Genomic DNA, 239 nt, shown 5'->3' with positions numbered 1-239 from the left:
ACTGAGCCTAGGCTGACTGCCAGTTGAAACAGCTGCAGCGAATCAACGAACTTAACTGCGTCCACATCGTCAGCCAGCTCGATTGAAAGCACGCCGCCCGCACCCTTGGCCTGGCTGCTGAGCGTTTCATAGCCTGGCTGGCCGAACAGACCGGGATAATAGATTTTTTTGACGGCTGGCAGCGGCTGCAGATGAGCAATGATTGCCTTGACGTTGGCCTGCTGGCGATCCATTCTGAC

The 239-nt window shown here is 56.1% G+C and carries 1 protein-coding gene; it reads right to left on the bottom strand.

Annotation, left to right across the window (positions count from 1 at the left end):
- On the bottom strand, nucleotides 1-239 hold a 239-nt coding region (locus LJE08_RS14415), incomplete at both ends, for a PLP-dependent transferase (protein ID WP_227403636.1).

Source organism: Holdemanella sp. DFI.5.55, assembly GCF_020593575.1.
Classification (GTDB): Bacteria; Bacillota_I; Bacilli_A; order Erysipelotrichales; family Erysipelotrichaceae; genus Holdemanella; species Holdemanella hominis.
The sequence above is the reverse complement of the archived record's forward strand: the minus strand, read 5'-3'. Positions and strand labels throughout refer to the sequence as shown.